This window comes from Blastopirellula retiformator (genome assembly GCF_007859755.1).
Lineage (GTDB): Bacteria > Planctomycetota > Planctomycetia > Pirellulales > Pirellulaceae > Blastopirellula > Blastopirellula retiformator.
The window spans coordinates 1,019,713-1,038,608 of record NZ_SJPF01000002.1; the positions used below are offsets into that span (position 1 = coordinate 1,019,713).

The window sequence follows — 18,896 nt, forward strand, 5'->3', positions numbered from 1 at the left end:
CGGAGTCAAGGATTTTACGTCCCAACTGAAGGAGACTGAGATGATTCGATTTCAATTGATGATGACCGCGACTGCCCTGCTTGTGGTGGCGGGATGCAGCGAGCAGCCCAAGCCAGAGCAGACACCTTCGACACCGCCTCCTGCGGCTTCGACGGAAGAAGGACACAGCCACGGAGAGGGTCCAAACGGCGGTGCGGTCGCCGATTGGGGAGGTGGCAAGTATCACGTGGAGTTCACGGTGAATCACGATACGCAGGAAGCGACTGTGTACGTCCTCGACAACTACGCGAAGAACCCCGCCCCACTCAAAATCGAGAAGCTCCTCTTGAGCATCAAGGAGCCGTCGTTTCAGGTCGAACTCTTGCCGCAGCCACTCGAAGGCGAATCGGAAGACACCAGTTCACGCTTCGTCGGCAAGCATGAGAAGCTGGGTGTTGTGCAGGAATTCGCTGGGACGATCAGCGGCGAGGCGGACGGAACGCCATACGCCGGTGATTTCAAGGAAGAAGCACACGGACATACCCACAGATCGAGTGTTTGGCAGCGAGCGGGAGAATGAGACATGTATTACGTGATCAAGATTCTGGTGACGGCTGGACTGGTCGTCGCCGTGTCCGAGGCGTCCAAACGAAGTTCGCTGATCGGCGGACTTCTTGCCTCTCTCCCGCTCGTTTCGTTTCTGGGAATGATCTGGTTGTACGTGGACATCCAAGTCTCGGTCTCCCGTTACGTGTAGAGGTTAGCTGCCGCCGATCTCGACAAGCCATGTCTTCCCGAACCAGTCGCCGGGATTGATGACCGGCATGTCCTTGAGTTCGTGCCCGTGAAATGTTCCGTTTGCCGTGATCGTTGACATGCTCGTGTCTCCTGATTGGGGTTGAGTACACGAGCACCGTGCGGTCCCAGCAATCGACTCAACACGACACGGAGATCAATGACGATGGCCATGCTCGACGCAGAAATTACGGACGACGACTACACGACACTGATTCACATCTTGGAAGAATGGGAAGCATTCGGATCGGCTGAGGCATCCACGCATCGAAAAGAAACGGCCACACTGCTTGGCGACGGGCATCGTCGTCGGTGCAGTCGTCGATGAGTTCGCCCCGAAAGAGCATTCCATCGCCGAGTGCGTAGCCAACTTGATCGCCGCAACATTCGATTTCGCTACACTCGTGGTCCGACAACCAGCCGTAGACTTCGTACTGCCAGTTCTCCGGCAGGTCGTAGTCATCACGCAGCCGCCAAGCAGCATCGACGATGTTCTCGACGGTCGCTTCGTATTGGGGAGGACATCGACCGTGAATGACGAAGGGGAAACTGGGTCCAAAAGCAGCCATTTAGGACGTGCTGGCAAGCTCCTTATCCGACACAAATCCGGCTCTTATCCGACCGCTTGGTACCGTCCGTCAAGTTGCGCACATTTGATTTTCAGCCTGACTCTGGAAAATTGTTTTTGCCGCGCGCGGCAAAAACAATTTTTTAAACTTTGCCGTCTTCTCGCTCCTCCGGTTCGCGGAGGCGGTCCATGTCGAGGTAGCGCCTTGTCCCCCAGTGCGTGCCGGCGATGTGGCGCAGCCGGGCTGCGACCAGCATCAGGGCGCTTTGGCCGTCCGGAAACGCTCCCACGACTCGTGTTCGTCGCCGGATCTCTTTCATGATCCGCTCCAGCATGTTGTTGCTCCGCAGCCGCGTCCAGTGTTCTCGCGGGAACGCCATGTACGCCAGCGTTTCCTGGTAGCCGTCGCGGAAGCATTTCGCCGCCGCGCCCAGCCGAAGCGAGATCAGCTTCTCGGTGACCAGTGCTGCCTTCGCTTCCGCCGCCGCGCGATCCTCTTGCGCGTGAACCGCCTTCAGCATCGCCGCCACGTCGCCTGACTTCGCTCGCGGCACGTCTTTCAACACGTTGCGATAAAAGTGGACGATGCAGCGCTGCCAGGCCGCGTCTGGGAAGAAGTCTCCCAGCGCTTCGACCAGGCCGAGGCACTTGTCGCTCGTGATCAGCCGCACGCCCTTCAATCCGCGCTCCTTCAGGTAACGCAGGAACGTTCGCCAGCTTTCGCTATCCTCCTTCTTCCCTTCGGCGACCCCGAGAATCTCGCGATGTCCATCAGCGCCGACGCCGACCGCCACTAAGATCGCCACGTTCTTCACCTCGCCGCCCCAGCTACGTTTCAGCCAGATGCCGTCGAGCATCACGTACGGATGTTCGCCTTCCAGCGGCCGATTTCGCCACGCTTCGATCCGCTCGTAGATCTTCTGGTTCAGCTCGCTGACGGTGCTGGAGCTGACTCGCGTTCCCCAAAGCGCCTCGGTGATGTCTTCAACGCGACGGACCGAAACGCCTGCCAGATACATCTCAACGAGCGCCTCTTCGACGCTCGATTCGCGTCGCTTGTAGCGTTCGATGATCTGCGTCTCGAGCGGCAAGCTCCGCAGTCGCGGAACTTTCAGCGAAACCTCGCCCGCCTTGGTCTGCAGCTTCCGCGAATACGACCCGGCTCGCGAATCGACGCGGTCTGGTGAACGTTCGTAGCGTTTCGCCTTGCAAATCTGATCCGCTTCGGCATCGAGCATCTGATTCAACGTCTCCTCGACGGTTGAGCGGACCAGCTCATCAAGATGCCCCCGCACCGCGTCGCCGTCAATTTTAATCGCATCCCGGATCTCTTCGCTGGTCCGTTCTTCTGGTACATTCGTCATGGTCAGTCCTTGGTTCTGGTGGTGGTTGATGTTGGTAATCAAATCCATACCAGAGCCAGGGCTGGCTCTCAAATGTGCGCAGGAATTAGGACGTTATCGACCGCTTATCCGAACAGGAGCCTTTTCGTAAGTCCTTATGACACAGGGAATTTCACGTAAGTCCATGAAAAAAGCACCTTACGTGACTCGTAAGGTGCCTTGAAAGTGGGCGATGAGGGACTCGAACCCCCGACATCTTCGGTGTAAATGGAGCCGGGAATCGTGGAAATGCCTTATTTCTCGGTAGGTTTAGCGATGGCCGGGCTCCAAGGCTTCCATGAAGTGCACGAATTCCTGGCTGTTTCGTGCATTAATTCGTGCACGTAATTTTTGATCAAAACAAGCGGGACACTTTACGCCAAGTGTCAATACAGACGGCATCTGGAATGCCCCAAAAATCTATCCTTCGTTTTCACTCGCATCAAAGGATTGAAATGGAGGACTGGCGTGCGATATCAATCTTCGGGCGGTTGCCTCCCATTCGACTGGTTAGATTTCGGGATAGCCCGATCCCGGAAAAAACGAGCAATTCGGGTGAACTTCCTTGAGCTTCTGTTTATGTTTTGCGTACGGCTAAAAAATATCCGAAACCATTTTCGGCAGTTCCCCGACGAGGTATCCATGCCCTGGCCCGAAATTGATCAAGCACTTCACCGTCTCTATCGCAATGCGGGCCTGCCGAAATAAACAACAGGGCAGGGAGTTCCGGGATGAATCGAAAAATTCCTTCCATGATCCTTCTTTCTTGTAATCCCAATTTGAGTCGCCTCTGAAAACAGCAACTCGCGGCCAGTAGCCCCCAAACACATCCTCCTAATTCCACGAAAAACAAAATTGCGATGAAAAGCAAACAGGCGTTGTTCGTTCTCTCTAATCGAAGGATAGGCCGGCCTCTTCGAGACGTGCTCGCTGTTCGAGTGTTTTTTGATAGTTCTTGCTCTTAGTGGTTGGCAAGCTGAACACTCCTCGTCCGGTCCCGCCTGACGTAATTTTCTGTAGTGCGAGACGCCAGAAGCTGAGCCCACCAATGCCTAATTCCTGCCAGTTCACCTCATCTTTCCAATGGGAATAGAGAGAAACGTGCCGCTCCGCGTCTTTTTTAACCTCAGGACCGGCGTACCCGATGATTTCGACTTCGCCAGTATAAGTAGAAATATCGAATACGATCGAATCATCCGTCGTGTTTCTTGCAAGAGTTACGCCGTCGTCTGGCCTGACCCAAAACGCCTTGGGAAGCTTGCCGACAATGGTAATCCGCCGGCAGTGACATTCGGAGTTGATTCGCAAGGCGTCTCCACAGTCCAGGTTTTCGAAGAGAACGTCTTCCAGTTCAATCTGGCCGCCTAACCAAGCAGTCCCTGGGGAAATTCGGCAATGGAGGAACTGAACATCTTGGATGCGGATCGGACTTGAAGGCGTTCCCTGAAGCATCAGATCCGGCAACGTTACCTTCTCGAACGTCTTGTGAGAAACCCTCTTTATCCCGTCGCCTTCGGTTTCCAGTTCGAATAACACGACTTCAGCTTCTCCAGATTTTGCGGTTACTATTGATCTAGCCAGCGAACAAACCGATAGCCCAGGTTACTGGGAATTGACTCGTAGGTTACGACCGCCTGGACTTGAGCTCGAGCCGCATGGGAACGAATGGAAGACAGACTATTGCCAGTGATATCGAACCCAAACCCATTTCGGCCAATAAAGTCTTGTGGGGCGTTGGTTCTGCCGGTCCACTGTAAACTAGCCAACAAGTGTCCCGGTTCGTCGGCAACCAGAGAGCGGACGCGGTTAGCCACTCTCGCTTCGAGTACTGTACCGAAAAATAATTGCATTCTCCATGGCTCCTCTATGATCGAATCCAGTTGATTCATTGATAGGGAGTTTCTTAGCAGTGCGAAATCGGAAACCAACTCCGTGCGCGCTTCGGCAGAAAGCGATGATAATTGACGTTGCTGAGCGAGAGTTTCAGGTAACCCTTCGGATACATAGTTGTTATGCGCCAACACCCCCAGTTGGCCAACAAAGTAAACATGCTCGCCATAAACCTCCAGGTTGTAGACCGTCTGCGGGCCTGGTCTGGGAAGCTTGGATTCAATCCGCTTCGTTTCACCGGCGTAGGTAGTGACATGCTCGCCGATCGCCATTTCGCCGATTGGTAAGAACTTGTCTTGCTCGACCGACCAGAAAAGATGGTTGTCGGTGACGCCGAGGGGGTTGGCTTCTCCCTCGAACGTGACGTTCAAAACCTGGTTGGCGGGCGGGTGTGAGAAGGTCGCTGTCACTACCTGGCCGACGCCGGGTTTGATTGCTGGTGAGGCTTGGATTCCGGTGATGATCGCCGTGCCGTAGGCGCCCATCTCGGGCAAGTCCATTTCGACGGTCAGGCCGATGACTTCGAGGCCTTCGGATTCGGCGACCGCGGTGGTAAGGACGATGTCGCGATAGACGGCTCTTAGAGGGGCCAAAGGTATGAGGGGTGGTGCGGCGGGATTGGTGCTCTTGTCGGAGAGTGTGGTTGGCAGCGTGGACAGCTCGGGCTCTTGATCAACAACGTAGCCTAGTTGTTCTCGCAGCCACGACTCGGGGCGAAGCAGTTCGATGTGCAGTAACTTGGGTTCGTCCACATTGGAGCCGGGCAACGGCATTTCCAAGGTCAGATGAAAACATTGGTTCCAGTTTGGTTCTTCCCACTGCGATCTTTCTTCTTCCCCAACTTCTGGATTACGGGCCAGGACTCGATCGCCGACGCGAATCGAGTCGATGGGACGTGTCGTGACAGGCGTCGTCGAAGTAGAGAGATCTGGCGAAGCCAGCGTCGTTTGCAGGGGGACGGCGGAATCGGAGTGCGATTCTGTCGTTCCGGGAAAAAGTGCCGGCGCCATCAGGCAAGCGGCGATGGTCAGACCCGTGATCAAAATCGCTCGGCGGAGCCACTCCAGAGCGACTGCCCCGCTTGTTTTTTTTGCTGCATTCATGGAAAGGAGGTCCTAATGGAGGAAAAGCTGCAAGGCGTACGCAAGCGTCTTGGAGCCCGACTAGGCGAGTTTCCAAGGTCCGATCTGGCCAGTTATTTCGGTCGGGTTACCATGCATCATTTGCGTCAACTGGTTCTGCATGGTTCGCCAGACTTGTCCCTGTTTTCGCGACTTGCGATGAAGGGTTGCGTAGGTCGCGATCGAGGCCAGGGCTACCGTCATGCCGGCGCCTAGTTGATAGGAACGGTGAGTTGTATCGACTGAGAGCGCCGCCGGAGCCGCGGCGACCAGTTCAGGCAGATCGCTCACGGCTACTAGAACGGGGGTTCCCGCGACAAAGCATTTGACGAAGCGTGCCCCCGCCAATCCGCCGATCGCACTGCCGAACCCGGCGCCGATCAGGAAGCCGTTGACATCGCCGCCGGCAGCGTATCCGCCGACACCGGCGCCAACGGCAGCTCCGCCAAGTTCAAAGCCGACCGCCTTGCTGGCGTAAAGTAGGCGAGCTCCGGTGCTGCCGCCATGTCGTCCAAAGGCAGCCAGTCCCGTGCCGATGCCGCCGCCGAGAATGTCGCCCACAGTGCTGCTCACCAGGTAGCTAGTGCCGAAGAACTGACCACCAGTGAACAGGTATTCTCCCGCCCCACCAGCGAGGCCCAAGCCCAAGCCCGCGAACGCTCCGTAAGGATTGACTGCTCCTCCCAAGGCTCCGCCAATAATGCCCAGGCCATACTCGCCGTAGGATGCTTCGCGTCCCGCCATGTTGGCTGCGGCATAGGTTTGCAATCCTCCGTTGACTCCGCCTGTCAAGAGACCGGCCGCAGCCAAGGGACCGAGAGCAGCCGAGCCGTAGAAGATTGCGAATCCGGCCGGCACCGAGACGGCGACCGTTCCCACAACCAATTGCCAGCCTTGAGCATTGGCAAGCAGTTGATCTCCCAGCGCCGAACGAACCGATTCACCCACCAATCGATTGAAGGGAGAGATGAGCTCGTTTCCATAAGCGTCGGGCCCTGCAATCGAAGCCCAAAACTCTTGCGATAACTGAGGCCCGTAAAGATCACGAACCGGCCGTGACAAGGGATTGACGGCTCGCAAGGTCGAACCATTGATCAACTTGCCAGCGGCCAGGTCATACCAGCGGCCTCCCAGGTTGTAGAGACCCGGCATCTGTGCCGGGAACGCGTCGACGCCTTGTAGGTTGGCGCTCGCCGCATCGCGAAGCATTTCCGCGAAGACCCAGGGAGCCGCGACTAGGCCATCGTCGGTCGCATCTCCATCAATCGCGAACAGTTCGCCAAAGGAATCGACATGCCGATGCTGAAGGATCAAATTGCCGGTGCTATCGAACCGTGCGACCGTGCGAACCGTTCCCACAGCGTCTTCGTAGTTCCAGATGGTTCGGGATACGTTCGTCGTGGGCATGACGCCCTCGGCGATATCGGTCGCCAGCAAGGCGCCATCGGCTCCATACAGGCGGTTCTCAAGGACCGGCGCTGCGGAATCATCCAAGTCCAAAACGAGCCGCTCGGTCGCTCCGTCCCAAACATAACCGCGGCGTATCACGGCCGCATCTTGTGATGTGGGGAGATTATTACCATCCAACTGTTTGCGGGTTTCCTGAGAGGCGATGCGACGATCGAGTGCGTCGTAGATGTACTCAACCTTCCGCAGTTCTAGCGGACCATTGGGGTTGGCGACAAATTCGGTCATCGATTCGAGCCGCTGACGATGGTCGTGATCGAAGGCAATGATCTCTGGTTCGACACGCACCAGTTTGACCGTGTCGAAGATTACCCAGCGATCGCCACTATTTTCGAGGAGATCGGCAAGTTGGGCTACGCTCAGCCCCGTATCGGACATCATTTGCTGGATTTCAGCCGGCAGAGGATCTTCCGGATTCGGAGGCAGATCGAAGTCGAAATTGAAGTCCAGCGAGATCTTGACAGATTCGATATCGCCCCCATTGGCGCCGATATCAATCGTCCCCAGAGACAGCCAGTTGACCCCGTCCACATGAGCCTGGTTGGGCTGCTGGCGGAAATCGACGTACTTCACAATCTCCGGCGCGCCGGCCCCGACCGAGACCGTGAATCGGCCAATCGTAGCGTGCACTTGATCTTGTTTCCAAGTCGCATGAACGCCGTAAACGCCGGGTTGAATGGGCGTTTCCAGTTCGGCTTCGACTGCGCCTCCCACCCGAATCAGCTTCGCTTTTTCGGCATAGGCGTCATCGGAATGCAGGTCGGTCTCGGTGACTGTGCCAACCTGGCCCGCCGTCTGTTGTCCATTGGCGCCTATTACAATTGCCTCCGGTGTTCCGGGACGTGCGACTCGTAGGCGGAGGTTCTCGCCGTTGTAGTAGTAGAGGTAATTGTTATCGGCCAGGACTCGACCATCAGGGCCTGTGACGGATGAGGAAGAGATTTCGTAGGGCAACTCGGTCAGTCGATTCCCTTGTTCGTCGTATCGATACGCCCACTGCTGGTTCAAGTCTTGTACGCCGGCCTGTTTCTGCTCGGTCGTATCGATGACCGTCTGTCCGTCCGCGTAGAGAGTTCCATCCTTGGCCGTTAGCCCCCCGACCCGCCGCGTCTGGCGACGGATCACATCGCCCGCGGCGTCAAAGAAGGATTCGCTCGCCCCGGGACCGCCATACAGAATCTTTCCGTCTTCGCCCCGAATTGGCAGGTTATCGTCACCCGTCTGAATCGTGTAAGCATCGAAGCGATATTGAGCGATCGATTTGGATTCCGTACCGGTCGTGGTCCGGTGATGGATCTCCATAATTCGCCCGTCGACTCCGTATTCGTAAGTCGTCGTCCCGCGGCTCTCCGCTATGGTTGCGTATTCGGCGTCATCGAATCCCAATCCGGTTCGCCGTGAGACCTGCGTCAGCTTGCCATCGGCGCGGTAACGGAAGATCACGCTCTTATCTTCACCGACGCTTCCGGTCTCATTAATTTCATGGCCGTTCCACAAGGCATCGGAAGCAGTCTCTTGATCTTGCATGATGCCGATGATTCGGCCCCGATTGTCGATTTGGAAGGTCGTGGAGGAGAAGAGGATGTCGTCCAACAGATTTGTCGAGGCATCGGGAACCGTATCCAAGTACAGCTTAGAAGTTTTCCGCTGACCAAGATCGAAGTAGGTGTTGTCATACCGAACGGTTGGCGCCGATTTGCCGAAGGCGTCGAAGTCCTGCAACTGCCGATTTGCGCGACCTAGTCCGTCATACACTACGGTGATCGTCGACCCATGCGAATCGTCTTCACTCGACTCGCTGAGTACGATAGGCTGGCCCATCGTATTGCTGGTCAAGGTAACCTGCTGCAGCATGGTTTCGCCGGCCAAATCCTGGAGCGACTGAGGGGGCGCGGCCATTGTGGCGTACCAGGTTTCCCGTACTTGATTCTGCACGGGGTCGTCTTCGGTTACCGTGATCAGGCCATCGCGATCGGTGACGATCGTCGCCAGGCCGTCGAAGACCCAAGTTCGCGGCATCTCCTTCTGCAGCGGCACGAGAACTTGTTTGCCGGCGGCGGTTGTCGCCTCCGCGACTTGCAGCGAAACTTGAGACACCTCAACGGTCTTGCGGCCAAGTTCATCGTACAGATAAACGGTCCTGGCCTTTTGAGGATTCTGCTCTCGAATCAGTTGCCCTGCCGAGTCATATCCGAAAGAGGTGACCGCCCCTTGAGGCGTCTTGGTTTCGACGACATGGCCATGACGGGCGTCGTAGCGATACGTGGTCTGTCGATGCTGCGGATCAATTTCAACGATCACGCGGCCCGCCTTGTCGTAGACATACCGCATCATGGCGTCGGCCTCGACTTCCGCATCGGCATTCTCTTCGCGAGTAGGTCTCAGCAAAAGCTCTTGGGGATCGAACATGGCCAGGGTTTGGCCTTGAAGGTTTGTGATCTCCTTCGATTCGCGAGGCGTTGAGATCCCATTTCCGCTCATCTGCGTCGATAGCGTAATGACCGGGGCGGTCGGATCATCTGCGAAGTGATACGTATAACCATAGCGAACCGTTAGTGGTTGCGTGTCCGTTGCGTCGACGGGAGGCGCAATTTCGGCGATCAACCGCCCCTGGGCATCGATCACAGTGATCGTCTCGCCTCCGTTCACGTCGGTACGAACGGTCGTCGTGCGCCCTGCAACCGACTGCTGGCCGGCAGGCTGCGAGAGATCCGTGTTCGCGTGATAGGTGACGCTGGTCGTTAAGGCCGATTGGTCGCCTGCGTCTTGGGGGTTCACGCCGGTTTGCCGAGTTGACGTGATACGACCAGGGCCGTCGTACAGCATTTGAACCGTGCGGTCGACCTTGCTAGCCGCATGTTCGATGTGCTGCGACGAAACGTTCCCGGCGAGGTCATAAGTGGTCGAAGTCACCGAACCGTCGGCCGCGATCGAAACCACCGAACGTCCCATCGCATCCAGGTATCCTTTCGTCTCGACGCCATACCGATCGATACTGATTACTTCCAGTAGGCCGGGATAGGCGGCCATGTTGAAGCGGTAATCCAAGGAAGTAACGCCGCGAGGTGTTGTGGCGTCGACTTTCCCGGCGTCGATCTGCTTTGTCGTACGCCCGAAGACGTCGTATTCAAAGTCGTTGCGAATCACCAGGTTGTTTTGTGGGTCGACGGTGGTCCGCAGTTCAACGGTCGATGCAAGGTCGCCTGCTGGCGTGTAGCTACTCAACAGGAGTAGGCCTCGGCCAAACTCGCCTTGGGCGACGACAGAATTCGAGGTCACGGTCTGCACCGCAATCAAACGGCCCGCCTGGTCGAAGCTGTAACTGACAGGCGCTTGATCTTCGGAAGCTTGCTGCAGCAGATTTCCCCCGGCGTCGTAGCTGAATATCGTCGTTAGGTTTGCGATGGAGACGTTGAGATCATCGAGCGACTTCAAATTTTCGCCGGAGAGCACCGTTTGGGCGATGCGACTGGTCAATCGATCTTGCCGATCATAGAGGCTGGTCGAATGAGCGCCGGAGAGTAAGTCGTCGATTTGCAAAGTCCGGCCGATCGCGTCGGACTGTAAACGGGTCACCGATTCGACGGACTCTGTGGAAGTTCCCATCAGTTCGCCCGCTACGCCTGACTGCTTGGTCCAGTAGGTCATTGCGATCGGGTCATAGAAATTCTCAGTGACGCTTCCATCTGCGTCTTGCACCGACTTCGCGGAACCGTCGACGAAAAATTCATACTGCGTGACAAGTTCCGGGCGTGCGACAAACGTCGGCTGGCCAGTAGCGGGATCGAAGACGAACGCGTCCGCTTCTTGGCTCACCTTACTTAGCTGGCCGCGCGAGTCGTACTCGTAACTGGTCAAAATCACGTCGCTATCGGCGGCGGTAAGCGGATTGTCACTGGTCAGCGAAGATTCATCGGCCGGCGGCGTCAAGAAGACTCCCTCCGCCTTCAATAATCCATTGTCGTAATAGGCATAGGCTTTATGCGACAATACCTTGCCTTGGCCATCCTCAATACGTACCGACTGAAGATCGCCTGATTCACGGTGATCCTCATCTCGCACCGAACGAACGACGAATCCTTGAGAGGCTTCTGAATACTTTTCTGTGACAACGTCGACATTTCCATTCGTGTCATAGGAGTATGTCGTCTGCATGCGATCTTTATCCACTCGCAGATCGGCGATTTCGTCGAGCAAGCTCGGGTCCGCCAGTACCTCGATGGAAGCGGCGGCGCTGGTCACGGTGCTAATGCGCAATTGTGCATCGTATTCATACACCGTCGCCAGCCCGCGGGAATCGATCGAGCCCAGCACCAGCCCTTCTTTGGCGCCGGTGCGATACGGCGTGAAGAGGCCTAGTTGTCCTTCCGGTCCGTCAATGCGAGTGATGAAGTCGACAATCTGGTCATCGTAGGTGTAGCGAGTGATCGCGCCGCGGGAATCCACCTCCGAGATCAACAGGCCGTGCTGCGCCTCGTATTCGAACTCCGCCAGTTGGTAGTCGGCGAACTGGCGCACCACGTTTCCAAAGGCCTTCCCATCCGAGATGTCGTAGTCGTAGGTGGTAAGCGTTTCCCGGCCCAACGGGTCGACGTATGAGACCACATCGCCGTGGTCGTTCCGTCGCCAGTTCTCGGAGCCAAGCACCGTGACCGCCGCTCCGCCGACGCCAGAGCGTGGTTGAAGGATGGCAATGGACTGCGGATCGGCAGGATCAGCCAGATCGATTAGTGCGGCAGTATCGGCATAGCTGATTCGCGTGAGAATCCGTCCCTCGTCATCAAATCCGTAGTCGGTTTTTAGGGAGTAATTGAGCGATTCGCCGGCTTTTGTGGGCTCGTCGTAACGCTGCAGAGCATCGTCTCCTTGCCGCGTCGGGGAGACCACGGTGGCCAATTGGGTCTTGCTGATGATCTGTATGGTATTGCCTGAGGGATCGTTCTCCGGAGGCGACTCGGCCGAATCTGGACGTTTCAGATTCACCGCGGCCAGAGGAGTTATCAGATACTCTGCTTCGCCAACAGTCACGCTGCGGACGAGCCCAGTGTCCGTGTTATATGCGACACTGGTCGTCAAGGCTTGCGTGCTATCGACTCTGGATACCGATGCCAGGTCTCCTTGGCTGTTGTACTGGAACTCTCGCACGCGGCCATCGTCGGTGATCTGACGAAGTTCATCCCCCACGATCGCAATGTCGATCACGCGATCACCAGTTTCGATACGATCGAGATAATCTCCGTTGTAGACAAACGTGGAAATGCTGCCGTCGGTGTTGGCAATGGTCTCAATGCGCTTGCTTGCATCGTAGGTGAAGGCAATCGAAGGTCCGGAAAGAGGCTCGATTTCCGTCAGCAGCCGCTCACTATCGAACTGATAACGCATACCCGCGGCCGTTGTGTAGGTGTAGGTTCCGTCCCCATTTTTGATAAGTCGCCCCAATTCTTCGGCCAACGGCAATCCGTATCGAGAATCGATGGCGACGTATCGGTTCGTTGGTTCGCCTGTTTGAGGATCGGAAAGCGCTTTAAACTCGCGATGTTGACCATCCGGCATGACGATCGCCAGTCGTGAGTCATCGACTCCGGACACCCCTTGGATGGCGTACAATCGCGTCAGTCCGCTGAGCGTCCAACCACGAGCAAATCCGCCAAAAACCCGCTCACTGGCGTCATCCCGGTCGTGGACCGTGACGACTCCCACGGCCTCTAACTGCCGCGTGGCGCCTCCTTCCAGAGTGGCTTCGATTTCGACACGGTAATCAAAAGGACCTATCCCGTTGATCGGGTCAGCCGTTTGAAGTCGGAACACATAGCGACCATCGTCGGTTCGAATGGCATCGAGTTCCGACTCGGTCCAGGTCGTCTCAGAGATGTTAGAGAGGAATTGCGAGAAAACGCCGCCTGAGCCGGGACTTGAGTTACCGGTATCATCCACGATAAATTTAATCTTCGCCCCATCGAGTCGTCCCCCAGCCGGGATATCGAGAATGGCCTCGATGATCGGTCGCGGCGCCGTGGTGTCGCTGTTGTACGTGATGGCGAAGTCGTCACCGGCCGGGCCCAAATTCAGATCCAATCCATGGGCGACGCTAACAGAACCAGACGCCAGCGCGACATTCACTTCCCCCAGGTTTTCCTGGTAGGCGTTGCGAGCCTCTTCCACTTGACGGGTCACAAAACCCGGCGTCGTATCTTCTGCACCGGCGATATAGACCACGGTGGGTAGTTCGGCGTAGGTGTTGAAGGCGGCGATACTCGCTAGTTGTTCGATGACGGTCACGCCCCCGATTGACGGAACGATGGCGTCGATCAACGTTTGCTCGTGATGCACCAGAATGGTCATCTGCCGCGCCTCAGAGACCGAATGACCATCGGTGACGCGGTAGTAGATGTCGATAAAGTTGGTGCCAGTTGATGTGTTCGCCGGATTAATTCCCCCCGCATCAAAGGTGAGCCAGCCATTTTCGTCCAGAGACAGGCGATTGTAATCCCAGGTCGACGAACCAGCCAGACGAGCCTCGATTTGCAGTTCATCTGCATCTCCGTCATAGAAACGGATTGCGTCATTCTTGCTGATGATCTGTGCGCCCGTGCCGTTTCCACCCGGCACATGCCAGCGATCCAGGCCTTCGAACGTGGGAGTCGAATTGGTGACTTGCAACGTGGCCGTGGCAATACTGGTGCTCTGACCATCCGATACTTCGTACTGGAAACTTACGGTGTAGTCGCCATGCTCTTCCCAATGCGTCGCGTCAGGCGTATATCGGAACACGCCTCGTTGGGCGCTGCTTGGCAGGCTCGCGACGGAACCGTCGCCGTCATCCGCAATAAACTCTAATGTGCCGAAAGCTGGCGAACTAAGGGCCCGAACCGAGAGCCGATCTCCCTGAGGATCGGCGTCGTTGGCTCGTACGTCAAAGGTCAGTGGGTAGCCATGCGAAAGTTCGTACTGGTCAGCGACGGCAATCGGCCGCAGGGCGATCAGGTTCAAAGAAACTTGGGCGGGAGCGGACGTTTGACTCCCTGCGGTCACCGTGTATTGGAAGGAGAGTGAGGTGGCGCTGAGACTGTCCAGTTGAACGCCAACTGTGCCGTTCGCGTACGCATAGACTCGCCCGCCGCTGATGGAGACGCTTCCGTCCGCGTTCGGCGTTCCGACAATTTGAATGGTTCCTTCCTGAGAGTCATTGGCGAGCACGTCGAGCGTGTAAGTGGGGCTGCCGAACGGCTTCTCGAAGGTGTCGCTTACGGCGATGGGTTGAATCCGTTCCAATCGAATAGCGTCTGCTGCGACCGACCCGCCCGCGTCATCGGAAAGTTTGATTCGTACAGTCGAGCCCTCCACGGTTAGTTGATCGGGGCCGATTTGCTGCCACCAGACTCCATCCTGGAGGAATCCATTGGGGGTTTGCGATTGATCGGCGGTGGCCTGGTAGGTTTCCGCGCCGGACTCGATCGTGTAGTCCGCCTCCGAAGTGCGATGCTCGCGCGTTTGCCATGTCGCCCAAATCCGATATGCACCCGGCGTCAGCCCGGTGAAATCCCACTGGAAAGTCACCGGAAAGCCCAAGGGGGGATTCGACGAGGTAATCCAGTAAGACTCCTCGAATCCCTGTCCGGGCCCCGTGTTTTGTCCGTAGTCATTGCCAAAGTTTCCAGAGTCAATGATCGTGAAACCAGAATCCTGATCATCGACGGTCCAGACATTACCTGAACTTAGATCAAGCGGCGTCTGCGCCACAAAGTCCAGGCCAATGCCAGTTGAACTTCCATTGACGTTCAACGGAATAGTCAGGCTGCCGCTCTGATGGCCAGTTGCGGTCGGCTCGAAGTTGATCGTGAGTGACGCTGACTGTCCAGGGGCAAGTACCGTGTTCGCGGCGATATTCGAGGTTACAGTAAAACCTGCAGGCAGGGCGCCAACAGGCTGCAAGATAAGAGGCCCCGAGCCGTTATTGGTGAGCGTCACCGTATGACTGGCCGACGAGCCAAGCGTCGTATTGAACTCAATGGGATCCGTTCCGTCGTAGGCCGATCCATTTAACGTCAAATCGATGGTTTCCACTCCCTCGTCCTGACTGCCGCCGCCGGAAAGGGATTCGATGCGGATCGCATCGGCAGTCACGCGGTCGAAATAGTCGGTCGCCAGTTTGACGACCAGCGTGTTCCCCACGATCGTCACATCGGTTAGCGTTTCCCACGCGACTCCAGCATCGTTGAGATCATTGGGAGTCGCCGTTTGGTCGGCGGTGGCGGTTCCCACCGTCTGTCCATCACCTTCTTCCAAGGTATAGCTGGCGTTTGTTGTGCGACTACTAAACGGACGCCAAGTGCCCCAAACGCGATAAGTACCGGGCTGCAAATTGCTGAATGTCCAGACCGCTTCGCTGGGCATTTCCCCCAGTTCGGATTGACCATAGGCAAAATGGTAGTCCGCGACACCATCCGAATCGACGTACACAGGCAAGTCAGGACGGTCTGCAACGACCCAGATTGGACCGTAGATGTCGACATCCGAAGCATCAAACGGCGTGAAGTTGGCGTCGTCATCATCATCGACAATCGCCACGAACGGTCCCTGAACGCCACCCAGTAAACGCAAGCTGGCCGGTGAGCCGTTATCATTGGAAGTCAGGTTGAGCGTACCGTCCCGATAGCCAGAGCTACCGGCATCGATTTGCACCACGAGATCGGCATAGCTTCCCGCACTGATGACCTGACCTGCGGTAAAGTTTGAGAGGATGGAAAATCCTGACGGAGCGATGACTGGTTGCACGACGAGGTCGCTGCCGCCGGTATTGGCGACCCGAATCGTGCGTTGGACGCTGCTCGATTGCGACACCACTCCAAAGTTAACGATTCCCCCCATCAACTCCTCACCAGCGAGAGAGAGAGTAAGCTCGGGAGTTGCGGCGACAGTCACGCTGGTGACGGGTGTCATCTGCACCGCATCTGCGGCCACGTCGTGTGCAGCATCACCAACGAGTTGCACGACTAACGACTCGGAGGTCAATTGATAGGTGCCCAGCGTCGCCCAAAGCGTTCCGTCACCGCTGCTAGTGTCTGCTGGCGTGCTCGTCTGATCGATCGTCACCACGTCTAGCAGTTCGCTTGTGCCGCCATCGTAGATCCAATACTGAACTGTACCAAGGCTCGCCGATGGATTCCAAGTCACATCGACCCGATAAACTCCCGGTTGGGCGTCAAAGGCCCAATGAGCCGTTTCGCCGGTGCTACCGGTAGGTGCAACGGCCTGGTCATCGTCATGGGCACCGGTATCGGTTGCATTGACGAAGCCAGCAGAAGCCGTGAAACCGGGATCGCCATTGTCAATCACTCCCTGGCTTGTTCCTCGACCGGCGAAGAATCGGCGCGGAGTTCCTGGCGCCCCTAACTCTCCGGTGGCGTCCGCAGAACGAACTTCCACCAAGTAGTACCCCACCGCTAGTGCATTGGGCACGACATATTCGACACCGTTAACCACCTCGCTCAACACGACGAGGTTCGTCGCTTCATCCCGGATAAAGACCCGGTATTCGGAAGCCGCCGGAACGGCGTTCCAGGTAATCGTGGGCGTGGTGGTATCGGGAAAGAGTTCCGGCCCCGTCAGTTCCGGAGCAGGATACAACGGCGGCGCCTCAATCGCTATCGCCAATGCGACGACATCGTCGGGAGAGCCGCCCACAGTCGCGTCATCGACCTGGACGGTGACATCGAGTACAGGATTGCTGGAAAAACTCAAGCTGACGCCAGCCTGCAAGAATAATTGGTCGCCATCGATCTCAAACAGCGCCGCGTCATCCCCGATCAGTGATAGTTGATTGGACCCCACGCCGTCGTCGCTAACCAGAATCTCCGCAACCAATATCCGTTGGCTCGTATCCGTAGTCGCGGCAAGCGTTGTGACGGTATCGGCCAGAGACATGGTGGGTGCCGTATTGGTCGGCAAAACCTTCGCCACCTCGATCTGGCTGAAGTTGACCGTACCGAAACCTCCGCTGGTTTCGATTCTGCCGTCCGTTGCACCGGTGGAAATCAAGGTGGAAGTTTCCGCCAGAGGCTCGTCAACCCGCAGGCCATCAAACTCTCCATCACCTCCCACCAGCGTGATCGTCTTTCCCGAAGTCAATGGAGAGACGTGGAAGAAATCGGATCCGTTATATCCATAAATAAGGATGTTCTGGTCAGACGCAGTGACGTAAAACTTGTCATCAAAATCGCTACCGTAAGCGATCTCGAAGCTGCCCGCGGTCATGTCGATGACCACCCCAATGGCCGAATTACGGGCATTCGCACTATCGCGGCCAGCGCCGCCATCGAGCAGCACGTCGTCCGCATCGAGATAGAGCGTATCATCTCCACCGTTGCCGCTCAGTTCGTCCGCTCCGGCGTTGCCCGAAAGACTATCGTTCCCCTCCCCGCCAACCAAAATGTCGTCACCGTCGCCGCCGGAGATCGAGTCGTTATAGTCGCTGCCGGTCAGCAGGTCCTTGCCAGCGTAGCCATAGATAATGGCTCGTTCGGACAGTCCCGCGGCGCTGATGGTGTCGTCGAAATCGCTGCCGTAAGCGATCTCGAAGTTACGAGCCGTCATGTCGATATTTACGCCAGTGACCGCACTACGGGCATTCGCGCTATCGCGGCCAGCGCCGCCATCGAGCAGCACGTCGTCCGCATCGAGATAGAGCGTATCATCTCCACCGTTGCCGCTCAGTTCGTCCGCTCCGGCGTTGCCCGAAAGGCTATCGTTCCCCTCCCCGCCAACCAAAATGTCGTCACCGTCGCCGCCGGAGATCGAGTCGTTATAGTCGCTGCCGGTCAGCAGGTCCTTGCCAGCGTAGCCATAGATAATGGCTCGTTCGGACAGTCCCGCGGCGCTGATGGTGTCATCAAAATCGCTGCCATAAGCGATCTCGAAGTTACCAGCCGTCATGTCGATGACCACCCCAATGGCCGAATTACGGGCATTCGCGCTATCGCGGCCAGCGCCGCCATCGAGCACGGTATCCTCCGAGTCCAATCGCAGTGTGTCGTCGCCCTCTCCGCCACGAAGTTCATCCGCTCCGTCATCGCCAATTAACGAGTCGTTCCCAGATCCGCCGTTCAGTAGGTCATCCCCCGTTCCGCCGAATACTTGGTCAGCACCTGCCGCACTAATCAACGTATCGTTGCCTGCTTGACCATAGAGACGCGCCGAAAGAGTTCCCATCGAGGGGTCAATCTTCACCGTATCATCGCCATCGCCCGCAAAAGCCTGGATGGAGGTCAGATCTTGAAGACTAATACCTGTGTCAAACGTGTCCGGTCCCATGTCAATCATCACGGTGGATGATGCATAAACGAGGATATTGTCGCTCAGGTTGGTTCCTTGAATCGAGAGCACTCCTCCTTGTTCGCTAAATGGAGTCGTTGAAAAGACGACTCGCTCTTCCAGTTTTTCGCTGGATGGTCGATGCAAACGGTAGCCAAGGCGACGAGTTTCGTACCAGCTTTTACGGTGTCTTCGAACGCGATTAAGTGCCCGGCGTCCAAAAAAACAAGACACGATCTGATCAAACAGACGTACCCACCCTGTGTAGCACCGCATAATGTCCGCCTCGGCTGCTATGGGAAATAATAAGATGTGTTGTTGCAACAGAAATAGCGATCTTGCTATCAATGCTGGAATGGCAGATTCTAGGGATTGATTGTGATA

Annotated in this window: 7 protein-coding genes; 2 read left to right on the plus strand and 5 right to left on the minus strand. The window is 56.7% G+C overall.

The genetic code is table 11. From position 1 onward, the window contains the following. Positions 1–40 precede the first annotated feature (40 nt). Entirely contained in the window at positions 41–559 is a 519-nt protein-coding gene (locus Enr8_RS11445; protein ID WP_146431523.1) for a hypothetical protein, read from the plus strand. 3 nt (positions 560–562) lie between these two features. Next, positions 563–736 carry a hypothetical protein gene (locus tag Enr8_RS25415; RefSeq protein WP_186767584.1) on the plus strand — a complete coding sequence of 58 codons (174 nt, stop codon included), beginning with the start codon at positions 563–565 and terminating at the stop codon, positions 734–736. Positions 737–962: 226 nt separating this feature from the next. Here Enr8_RS25415 and Enr8_RS11450 read toward each other — a convergent pair whose 3' ends face one another. The 5 genes from Enr8_RS11450 to Enr8_RS11470 form a co-directional block, all read right to left on the minus strand. After that, a complete protein-coding gene (locus Enr8_RS11450; protein ID WP_146431525.1) occupies positions 963–1,343 on the minus strand; it encodes a hypothetical protein in 381 nt (126 codons plus the stop codon). 142 nt (positions 1,344–1,485) lie between these two features. Then, a complete protein-coding gene (locus tag Enr8_RS11455; protein WP_146429411.1) occupies positions 1,486–2,706 on the minus strand; it encodes an IS256 family transposase in 1,221 nt (406 codons plus the stop codon). A gap of 909 nt (positions 2,707–3,615) precedes the next feature. Continuing rightward, the gene (locus tag Enr8_RS11460) at positions 3,616–4,260 is read right to left on the minus strand and encodes a hypothetical protein (protein WP_146431527.1); all 645 of its coding nucleotides are present in this window, start codon (positions 4,258–4,260) and stop codon (positions 3,616–3,618) included. A gap of 29 nt (positions 4,261–4,289) precedes the next feature. Next, positions 4,290–5,717, minus strand: a complete 1,428-nt coding sequence (locus Enr8_RS11465; RefSeq protein WP_146431529.1) for a hypothetical protein — start codon at positions 5,715–5,717, stop codon at positions 4,290–4,292. A gap of 60 nt (positions 5,718–5,777) precedes the next feature. Next, positions 5,778–18,836: a golvesin C-terminal-like domain-containing protein gene (locus tag Enr8_RS11470; RefSeq protein WP_222434849.1), complete on the minus strand. Its 13,059-nt coding sequence runs from the start codon at positions 18,834–18,836 to the stop codon at positions 5,778–5,780. Positions 18,837–18,896: the final 60 nt, after the last annotated feature.

Bases quoted from the DNA above. Each gene is read 5' to 3' on its own strand.
- Enr8_RS11445 (WP_146431523.1), top strand. From the start codon at position 41: ATGATTCGATTTCAATTGATGATGACCGCGACTGCCCTGCTTGTGGTG.
- Enr8_RS25415 (WP_186767584.1), top strand. From the start codon at position 563: ATGTATTACGTGATCAAGATTCTGGTGACGGCTGGACTGGTCGTCGCC.
- Enr8_RS11465 (WP_146431529.1), bottom strand. From the start codon at position 5,717: ATGAATGCAGCAAAAAAAACAAGCGGGGCAGTCGCTCTGGAGTGGCTC.
- Enr8_RS11455 (WP_146429411.1), bottom strand. From the start codon at position 2,706: ATGACGAATGTACCAGAAGAACGGACCAGCGAAGAGATCCGGGATGCG.
- Enr8_RS11450 (WP_146431525.1), bottom strand. From the start codon at position 1,343: ATGGCTGCTTTTGGACCCAGTTTCCCCTTCGTCATTCACGGTCGATGT.